Annotated in this window: 7 protein-coding genes; 5 read left to right on the top strand and 2 right to left on the bottom strand. The window is 73.7% G+C overall.

Annotation, left to right across the window (positions count from 1 at the left end):
* Window positions 1-202 precede the first annotated feature (202 nt).
* The gene (locus tag ACFYUZ_RS31150) at window positions 203-973 is read right to left on the bottom strand and encodes a hypothetical protein (protein WP_389314840.1); all 771 of its coding nucleotides are present in this window, start codon (window positions 971-973) and stop codon (window positions 203-205) included.
* Window positions 974-976: 3 nt separating this feature from the next.
* The gene (locus ACFYUZ_RS31145; protein ID WP_389314838.1) at window positions 977-1,618 is read right to left on the bottom strand and encodes an RNA polymerase sigma factor; all 642 of its coding nucleotides are present in this window, start codon (window positions 1,616-1,618) and stop codon (window positions 977-979) included.
* 680 nt (window positions 1,619-2,298) lie between these two features.
* On the opposite strand from ACFYUZ_RS31145, the gene ACFYUZ_RS31140 reads away from it, so the two are divergent.
* The 5 genes from ACFYUZ_RS31140 to ACFYUZ_RS31120 all read left to right on the top strand — a co-directional run bounded on the left by ACFYUZ_RS31140 (window position 2,299) and on the right by ACFYUZ_RS31120 (window position 9,312).
* Window positions 2,299-3,780, top strand: coding sequence for a sugar transferase (locus ACFYUZ_RS31140; protein WP_389314836.1), 1,482 nt, complete (start codon window positions 2,299-2,301; stop codon window positions 3,778-3,780).
* A 79-nt stretch (window positions 3,781-3,859) separates the two neighbouring features.
* Entirely contained in the window at window positions 3,860-5,176 is a 1,317-nt protein-coding gene (locus ACFYUZ_RS31135) for a nucleotide sugar dehydrogenase (protein ID WP_389314834.1), read from the top strand.
* The gene (locus tag ACFYUZ_RS31130; RefSeq protein ID WP_389314833.1) at window positions 5,166-6,431 is read left to right on the top strand and encodes a glycosyltransferase family 4 protein; all 1,266 of its coding nucleotides are present in this window, start codon (window positions 5,166-5,168) and stop codon (window positions 6,429-6,431) included. The genes ACFYUZ_RS31135 and ACFYUZ_RS31130 overlap by 11 nt, the downstream gene beginning before the upstream one ends.
* Window positions 6,428-7,795 (top strand): Wzz/FepE/Etk N-terminal domain-containing protein, encoded by a 1,368-nt coding sequence (locus ACFYUZ_RS31125; RefSeq protein ID WP_389314831.1) that lies wholly within the window; start codon window positions 6,428-6,430, stop codon window positions 7,793-7,795. The genes ACFYUZ_RS31130 and ACFYUZ_RS31125 overlap by 4 nt, the downstream gene beginning before the upstream one ends.
* Entirely contained in the window at window positions 7,792-9,312 is a 1,521-nt protein-coding gene (locus tag ACFYUZ_RS31120; RefSeq protein ID WP_389314830.1) for a Wzz/FepE/Etk N-terminal domain-containing protein, read from the top strand. Before ACFYUZ_RS31125 ends, ACFYUZ_RS31120 begins: the two co-directional genes overlap by 4 nt.
* Window positions 9,313-9,314 lie beyond the last annotated feature (2 nt).

Here is a 9,314-nt window from a genome sequence, read left to right as displayed (position 1 = left end):
TCCACACCGAACCGGGAAGGCCCTCACCCGTTCAAGATCCCTCAGCCGAGACCTGCATCACCCGTCCACAACCTCCCGGGACAGAACACCTAGGGGCCGTCCGGCGAGTCCCGGGGGGCGTCCGGCGAGTCCCGGGGGGGCGTCCGGCGAGTCCCGGCAAGGCGTCCGGCGGGGCCGCGGCGCCCGGCACGTCCTGGAGCCGTCAGGGCTTGTCGGCGCGCGACCGGCCGACCCCCTTGCCCGGGTTGTCCGAGGAGTCGCCGCGGCCGGTGCCGTTGTTCGACCGGGGCGCGGGGGGCGGGGTGCGGGCGGGACGAGGGTCGTGCCGGCAGTACTCGGGGACGAGCTCCTCGCCGCCCGCGGCGGCCACGAGCCGCTGCCAGGCGGCGGACGTGGACGCCCTGCCCGTCACCTTGTCGCCGCCCTCACCCCTGCTCTTGTCCTTGCCCTTGTCCTTCGTCCGCCCCTTCTCCTTCTCGACGGCACGGCAGAGGGCGTCACGGCTCCTGCCGGGGAGCTCCGGAGGGTCCTTCTCCGGACGCAGGGGGGCTGTCGTGCCGGGCGGTGCGGGGGTGCGGACCGCGCCGCCGCCCGTACCGGCCGTCGCGCCCGGCTCCGCGGGCCCGGGCGTGGAACGGGTCGGGCGCGGCCCGGAGGTCGGGGCGGTGGTGCCGAGGAAGCGCTCGGGCAGGTCGCCGGCGGCGACGGCCACGCCGCCGAGCGTCACGCTCGCGACCAGCGCGGCCACGGCCGCCTTCGGCGAACGCCAGGTGCGGCGCCGCTCGGCGGCCGGGGTCCAGTCGTCACGGTCGCGGGTGGGCAGCGACCCGTGGAGCCCCGCGTCACGGGCCTCCCGGAAGGCGGCGAGAGCGGCCTCCTCACCGGCGACGCCGACGCTCCCGTCCCCCCGGTCGCCGCTCAGAGCGGCTCTCAGCAGCTCCGCCGGATCTCCGTCCCGCGGTTCGTCACGCATCCGTCACCTCCCTCTCCCCGTGAGTTGTTTCGCAAGTCGCCTCAATCCCCTATGTGCGGCGGACCGTACCGCACCGGGACGCTTGCCCAGTACTCGGGCGGCCGAAGGGCCGTCGAGACCGACGACGACCCGGAGCAGCACGGCCTCGGCCTGGTCCTGCGGAAGACCCGCGACGAGGGCGAGCGCCCGCTCCGTCGACAGCGCCTCCAGCGCCTCGTCGGCCGCGTCGGCGGCGGCCGGGAGTTCGAGCAGGTCCTGCTCGAACCGGGTGGGACGGGGCCTGGCCCGTACGCGCCGCAGGTGGTCGAGGGCCCGGTGGCGGGCGATGGTCGCGGTCCATCCGCGGAAGCCCGCGCCGTCGCCGCGGAACCGGCCGAGGTCCCGGGCTATCTCCAGCCACGCGTCGGAGGCGACGTCCTCGGCGTCCTCGCCGACGATGCCGCGCAGATAGCCGAGCAGTCCGGGGTGGACGATCCGGTAGGCCTCCGCGAACGCCCCCTCGTCCCCCCGCCGGGCCCGCTCGACGGCCTCGGCGAGACGGGCGTCGTGCTCCGGACCGAACCGGGCGTCGTGCTCCGGACCGAACCGGGCCCGGTTCTCAGGGTCGTGTGCCGCGGCGGGCGCGTGCCCCGTTCCCTCGCCCACCCGACCTCTTCACACCCCGTACACCCATGAACCCGGTCCCCCGCGGAACAACCGGAGGACATCCATCCTGTCAGACGGCCGACAGGCCTTTCCCGACAGGCTGTCGGGGCGGCGGGACGGCAATCCCGCCGGATGTTCCAGCGGATCGGCCCCGCGAAACATCACGGACCGGCAGAGTGACCCTGATCACAGCGGAGGCGAACACTCGCTGGCATCAGCCGAGTTGCTGGACCATGGAGGGGCGCCAAAGCACCCATAAGCGGTCACCGATCGATGGATCCGGCCAGCCTTGGGGGGCGCGCACAAATTTCACACAATCCCTCTTCATATCGGCCCGCGATGCTCTAGATTGACCGTGCTTCAGCTGTTCGGGCACGAGGCGACCATTAACGATCCATAGGTCCGGTACCGCGGAAGGCCACGAGCCGACTCCTCGGCGCCGGGCATGGGGGCGATCGTTTCCGGGGGCCCGCGAGGGGCGTCGGGTGCGGGGAGCACCCGGGGTCTCGACGGATTTCCGTGCACCTCGAGTGCCCGGCGGGGCGGACAAGTCCGCTGCCGCCGGGATGAGTTGTCGAAGTGGCTCTGGAAGAGCCGGGATGTCATGCGCCGGGGAGGGCGGGGGCCTCCCGGGGAGTGTCGGGCGCACACGTCGTACCACTGGGGACCTGGGGGGTTCTGTGCGGCAAGGGGGACTAGTCAGTCCGTTTCCGTCTGCGCGCGAGCGCCTGGCGGAGGGGGCGACAAGCCGGCCCGCGGTCGAGTGGGAGCAGCGCTACCGCCGTACCGTGATCATCAGCGACACCGTGGCCACCGCCTTCGTGGTGACGGCGATCGGCGACTTCTTCGGAGTCCGGGACGCGGCCAACTGGCATGAGAAATGGGGGATCCTCGCGTTCGGCACGCAGCTCCTGGTGCTGGGGGCGCTGGCGGTGAGCCGGGCATGGGCGCCTGCCGTGCTCGGCCAGGGCGCCGAGGAGTTCCGCCGGCTCGGCCGCTCCCTGTTCACGGCGACCGTCGTCCTGGCGCTCGGCGGGATCGCCCTCACCTCGCGCAACATCAAGCTCTGGATATTCGTCGCGATCCCCGCGATCGCCCTCGTCACCATGACGGCGCGGTACCTGCTGCGCCTCTGGCTGCACAAGGAGCGCAAGGAGGGGCGGTGCCTGCGACCGGTGCTGGCCGCCGGAAGCCCGGACACCGTGCGCGACCTGATCACCCGGACCCGCAAGTTCCCGCACCTCGGCTGGCGCGTGGAGGCGGTGTGCACGACGGACGGCCGCGGCCTCGACGGCGACCTGCTGGACGGGGTGCCGGTCGTCGGGCAGTTGGCGGACGTCGCCAAGCACGTCCGCCACGACGGCTACCGGGTCGTCGCGGTCACCCCGGACCCGCACTGGTCGCCGGACCGGCTGCGGCGGCTGGCCTGGAACCTCGAGGGCAGCGAGGCCGAGATGGTCGTGGCCCCCGTCCTGATGGAGGTGGCCGGCCCGCGACTGCACGTCGACGCGGTGCTGGGGATACCGCTGCTGCGGGTCAGCATGCCGACCTTCACCGGCGGCCGCCGGGCGATCAAGGGCGTCGTCGACCGGTTGGGCGCGGCGGTCCTGCTGCTCCTGTTCGCGCCGCTGATGGCGCTCGTCGCGCTGCTCGTCGTGCTGGACAGCCGGGGCGGGGCGTTCTACCGCCAGCGCCGGGTCGGCAAGGACGGCCGCGAGTTCACCATCTTCAAGTACCGCACCATGGTCACCGGGGCCGACGGCGCCGCGCGCGCCGCGCTCGCCGACCGCAACGAGGGCGCGGGGCCGCTCTTCAAGCTCCGCCGGGACCCGCGGGTGACCCGGGTGGGGGCGGTGCTGCGCCGGTACTCGATCGACGAGCTCCCGCAGCTCCTCAACGTGCTCACCGGGTCGATGTCGCTCGTCGGTCCGCGGCCGCCGTTACCGGAGGAGTCCGCCGCGTACGGCCCGGACATCCGGCGGCGTCTCCTCGTCAAGCCCGGCCTCACCGGCCTGTGGCAGATCAGCGGACGCAGCGACCTGCCGTGGGAGGAGGCCGTGCGCCTCGACCTGCGGTACGTGGAGGACTGGTCGCTCGCCCTGGACACGGTGATCTTGTGGAAGACGCTGCGTGCGGTGCTCTACGGGCAGGGGGCCTATTGATGCGCGGGGGGCGGCGTCGGCGGACAGCCGGAGCTCGGACCGCAGGCCGGAAGGGCCTGCCTGGGGGGAGGAACGGGTCGTGAGGATCAGCGTTTTCGGGCTCGGCTACGTGGGCTGCGTGTCGGCCGCGTGCCTGGCCAGCATGGGCCACGAGGTCATCGGGGTGGACGTCAACCCGGTCAAGGTCGACCTGGTCAACGACGGCAAGGCCCCGGTGGTGGAGGAGGGGATCGGCGAGCTCGTCGCCGAGGTCGTGAAGTCGGGGGCGCTGCGCGCCACCGGCGACGTCCGCGAGGCGATCGCGGACAGCGAGGTGTCGCTGATCTGTGTGGGCACGCCGTCCGAGCCCAACGGCAGCCTGTGCACCACGTACTTGGAGCGGGTCACCGAGGAGATCGGCGCCGCGCTCGCCGAGCGGGGCGGGCGGCACACCGTCGTGTTCCGCAGCACCATGCTCCCGGGCACCTGCCTGAACCTGCTGGTGCCGATCCTGGAGAAGAACGTCGGCGGCACGGCCGGGGTGGACGTCGGGGTCGCGGTCAACCCGGAGTTCCTGCGCGAGGGCACGAGCGTGCGGGACTTCTTCGACCCGCCCAAGACCGTCATCGGCGAGCTCGACGCGGCGAGCGGCGACGTGGTGGCCGCGCTGTACGAGGGCCTGCCCGGCGAGGTGTTCCGGGTGCCCGTGCCGGTGGCCGAGGCCATCAAGTACGCGGACAACGCCTTCCACGGCCTCAAGATCGGCTTCGCGAACGAACTGGGCGCGGTGTGCCAGGCGCTCGGGGTGGACTCGCACCAGGTGATCGACGTGTTCCTGGCCGACCGCAAGCTGAACATCAGCCCCGCCTATCTGCGGCCCGGCTTCGCCTTCGGCGGCTCCTGCCTTCCCAAGGACCTGCGCAGCCTCGTCCACGCGGCGCAGCGGGCCGACGTCTCGGTGCCCATCCTCTCCCACGTGCTGCCGTCCAACGCCGACCACCTGCAGCGCGCGGTGGAGCTGGTCGAGCGCACCGGCAAGCGCCGGGTGGGCCTGTTCGGCCTCTCCTTCAAGCCGGGCACCGACGACCTCCGCGAGAGCCCGCTCGTCGAGCTGGCGGAGCGGCTCTTCGGCAAGGGCTACGACCTGCGGATCTACGACGCCAACGTGCACCTCTCCCGGCTGCTCGGCGCCAACCGCGAGTACATCGAGTCCCGGCTGCCGCACCTCGCGCAGCTGCTCACGGACTCCGTCGACGAGGTGCTGGAGCACGCCGAGGTGTGCCTGGTCGGGACCAGGGACCCGGCCGTGGTGTCGGCTCTGCCGCACGGTGACGGCCCGGTGATCGTCGACCTCATCCACCTTCCCGACGCCGACGCGCGGCGGGCCGAACCGGGGTACATGGGCCTTGCTTGGTAACACGACCAGGGGCGTCCGGCGGGACCGCCGCGCGCTGATCCTGGTGGAGAACCTGTCGGTGCCGTTCGACCGGCGGGTGTGGCAGGAGTGCACGACGCTGCGCGACGCGGGCTGGCAGGTGAACGTCATCTGCCCTCGGGGCGGCAAGCGGGACACGGAGCCGTTCGCGGAGATCGACGGCATACGGATCCACCGCTACCCGCTGCGCGCGGCCACCGGCGGGCCGGCCGGATACCTGAAGGAGTACGGGACGGCTCTGTGGCACACCTTCCGGCTGGCCCGGAAGGTCGGCCCGGTCCACGTGGTCCACGCCTGCAACCCGCCCGACCTGCTGTTCCTGCCGGCCCTGTGGCTGAAGCGGCGCGGCACGCGGTTCGTCTTCGACCAGCACGACCTGGTGCCCGAGCTGTACCTCTCCCGGTTCGACCGCGGCAAGGACCTGCTCTACCGCGCCGTGTGCGCGCTGGAGCGGCTGACCTACCGGACCGCGGACGTCGTGCTCGCCACGAACGAGAGCTACCGGGACGTCGCGGTGCGCCGGGGCGGCCGGCGGCCGGAGGACGTCTTCGTGGTGCGCAGCGCGCCCGACGTCGACCGCTTCCACCCCGTGCCGGCCGAGCCGGAGCTGAAGCGCGGCAAGCCCCATCTGCTGTGCTACCTCGGCGTCATGGGGCCGCAGGACGGCGTCGACTACGCCCTGCGGGCCCTCGCCAGGCTGCGGGACGAGCTCGGACGGACCGACTGGCACGCGGTGTTCGTCGGCGGCGGCGACACCTTCGACGCGATGGTGGAGCTGTCCCGGCAGCTCGGGCTCTCGGAGCAGGTGCAGTTCACCGGGCGCATCCCGGACGCCGACCTGGCGCGCTACCTGTCCACGGCGGACGTGTGCCTCTCCCCCGACCCGCACAATCCGCTCAACGACGTGTCGACCATGAACAAGGTCCTGGAGTACATGGTCATGGGCCGGCCGATCGTCTCGTTCGACCTCCGGGAGGCGCGGGTCTCCGCCGGTGACGCCGCCGTCTACGCGCCCGCCAACGACGAGACGGAGTTCGCCCGGCTCGTCGCGCTGCTGCTCGACGACCCGGAGAAGCGGGCCCTCATGGGCAAGGTCGGCCAGGAGCGGATCGGCGGACCGCTCTCCTGGCGGAACTCCCAGCGGGCCCTGCTCGCCGCCTACGCCGCAGCCTGCCGACCCCACGCTCCGGCGTCGGCGGGCGACCCCGACGGGGAAGGGACGAGGCCGCTCCGTTGAGCGATGACACGATACGCCTGGTCACGGTCGGGCGGATTCTCCGCCGGCGCCGGCGGCTCCTCACCATCCTCGTGGTGGTGGGTGCGCTCGTCGGCTACGGCACCTCCCTGCTGCTCCCGCCGCGCTACACGACGTCGGCGTCCGTGCTGCTGCCGGGGGCGTGGGAGGAGCGCGAGCTGCGGACCCAGGCGGAGGTCGCCACCAGCTCGGTGGTGATCGACCGCGTGGCGTCCGCGCTCCACTGGAGGGGGGTCGGCACCACCGAGCTGAAGGAGCAGGTGACCGCCAAGGCCTCCGAGGGAAACATCATCCAGATCTCGGGCACCGCCGACACGCCCGAGCGCGCACAGCGGCTCTCCGACCAGGTGGCCGAGCAGTTCGTCGCCTTCGCCGCGCGGATCGTGGGCGACAACGCCGACCCCGAGGCGGCGGCGCGCCTCGAGACCCTGCGGCGGACCGTCGCGCAGACCGGCCGCCGCATCACCGAACTGGCCGACGCGGCCGGTACGGGGCGGAACGTGGAGAGCGTGCAGACCCGCACCGAGCTGGAGGGGCTGCGCACCGCGCTGCAGGAGTCCATCGAGAAGCTGGGCCAGGCCGATCCCACGTCGAACAAGGCCCACATGGTCGTCATGGGTCCGGCGGCCCGGCCCACCGGCGAGGCACCGCCGACGCGGATCCAACTCGTCGCCGCCGGTGCGCTGTTGTTCTTCCTGGTCACGGTGGTAGGCCATCTCACGGCGGCGCGGATGAGCCGTCGGCTGCGCACCGAGGGGGAGATCGCCGGGGCCCTCGGCGTGGCGCTCCTCGGCTCCGTCGACGTGCCCGCCGAGCGGAACGCGTACCGGCCGGAGGGCCGCGGACCGCGGACCTGGATCCGCCGGCTCCTCGGGACCGACGTCCGGTGGGACGTCCCGCCCCCGCGGACCTCGGGCGACGAGGCCGGCCGGCGGACCCGCTACCGGCGGGCGTGCGCCCGCCTCCGGGACCGGCTGCCGGCCGCCCGGCCGCTGCTCGTCGTCGTCCCGGACGGCGACCCGATCGCCCGCCGGGCCGCCGGGGAGCTCGTCACCGAGGCCGGCGGCGACCCGGTGCTGCGGGTGGTGGGCGTCTCGGTGTCGGAGCCGATGGTGCCGGACCACGACGACGCGTCCGGCGCGCTCGTCGTGCTCAGCGCGGGCAACTGGACGGCCGGTGAGCTCGCCGGCATCGCCGAGGCGTGCGCGGACGCCGGCCACGAGGTCGTCGGCGCCGTCCTGGCCGGCACGGTCCGGATCCGTACGAAGGGGTCCGCCGGCCGGCCCCGGGAGGCCGCGACGCCGGTGCTCGCCGTGGGCGCCGACGCGACGGGAGGTTCGGCGTGACGACACGTACGACCGCGGAGCCTCCGGTCGCCGCTCCCCTGATCGACCTGCATTCCCTGGTGGTGGCGGTGTTCAGGCGCCGTCGGCTCTGGGGTTCGCTCGCGCTGCTCGGTCTCGTCCTCGGCGCGGCGGCGGCGGTCCTGCTGCCGACGCCGCCGACCGCGATGACGAAGGTCCTCGTCGCCCGGCAGGAGGACCAGCCGAACGACCCCGGGACGCTGATCCGCACCGATGTCGCACTGCTGCGGACCACGCGGATCGCCGGTGACGCGCTGAAGGCCCTCAAGTCCTCGGAGAGGCCCGAGGACTTCATGAAGGAGTACGAGGGGATCGGCCTCACCAACAACCTGCTGCAGATCAACGCGACGGGTGACAGCGACGCCGAGGCGGTGGCCCGCGTGAAGGCGCTGGCCGACGCGTTCGTCGCGGACCACGTGCGACGGATACAGCAGGCCGCGAACGCCGACGCCAAGGCCCTGCTCGACCAGCGGGACCGGTTGAAGGACGAACTCGCCGGGGTCAACAAGGAGATCGGGGACGAGTCGCCGCAGGGCGCGGGGAAGGCCTCGGCGAACACGGAGTCGCTGTTCTCCCGCCGGGCCGAACTCACCTCGCGCATCTCCGATTTCAGCCAGCGCGCCGAGGAGGCCCGCATCGGCACGCCCCGGCTGATCTCCGGCACGCAGATCGTCGACGCCCCGCGCCCGGTCAAGCGCTCCCTGCCCAAGACCCTCGCCAAGGACGCCGGGATCGGGCTGGTCCTCGGACTCGCCCTGGGGCTCGCGGTGGCGGCCGTCGGCACGGTGGTGGCGGACCGTCCCGTGCTGCGCCGGGAGATCGCGGCGCACCTCGGGGCCTCGGTGATCGCGGAGCTGCCCGGCCGGCCGGGCCGGCGGTGGCAGCGCCGCAGGACCCGGACGGCGCGGACCCGGCTCACCGCGTCCCTGGCCCGCACCGCGCGCGGCTCCGCGGAGCCGATGTCCCTCCTCGAACTGGGCTGCGCGGACGGCGCGCGCGTGATCGCGCTCGACCTCGCCGGGTCCCTGGGCGAGGACGGGCCGGTGGTCGTCGTCGACGGTCTGCCCGGCCCGGAGCTCTCCGGCCGCCGGCCGCGGCCCGGGGACCCGACCGTGGTCGGTCTGGAGCGTGCCACGGCCGTGGCGCACCAGGAGCGTCGGCTCGGCGTCGGCTCGGTGGGGCCCGGCGCGGCGTGGACCGACCTGCCGTACCTGGGGACGCGGACCGTGCTCGTCGTGCGGGCCGGGCACGGCAGCGCGGCCTGGCTGCACACCGTGGCGCGGCAGCTGGCCGAGCAGCGCATCCTCGTGCTCGGTGTGGTGCTGATCGACCCCGATCCGCGTGACCGGACCGACGGCACGCTGTGGGACGGGGGGCCGCAGGCCGCGCCGCGCGGCCAGAACGAGGGGCCTGCCCGGGCGAACGGCACGGGCCGGCGGCGGAGGGAGCGTCTGCCCGCGTGGGCGACGGTCCCGGACAGCGACCAGGAGGCGCGGTAGCA

Source organism: Streptomyces sp. NPDC004266 (assembly GCF_042874095.1).
Taxonomy (GTDB): Bacteria; Actinomycetota; Actinomycetes; order Streptomycetales; family Streptomycetaceae; genus Streptomyces.
This window is presented reverse-complemented; position numbering and strand designations above follow the sequence as displayed.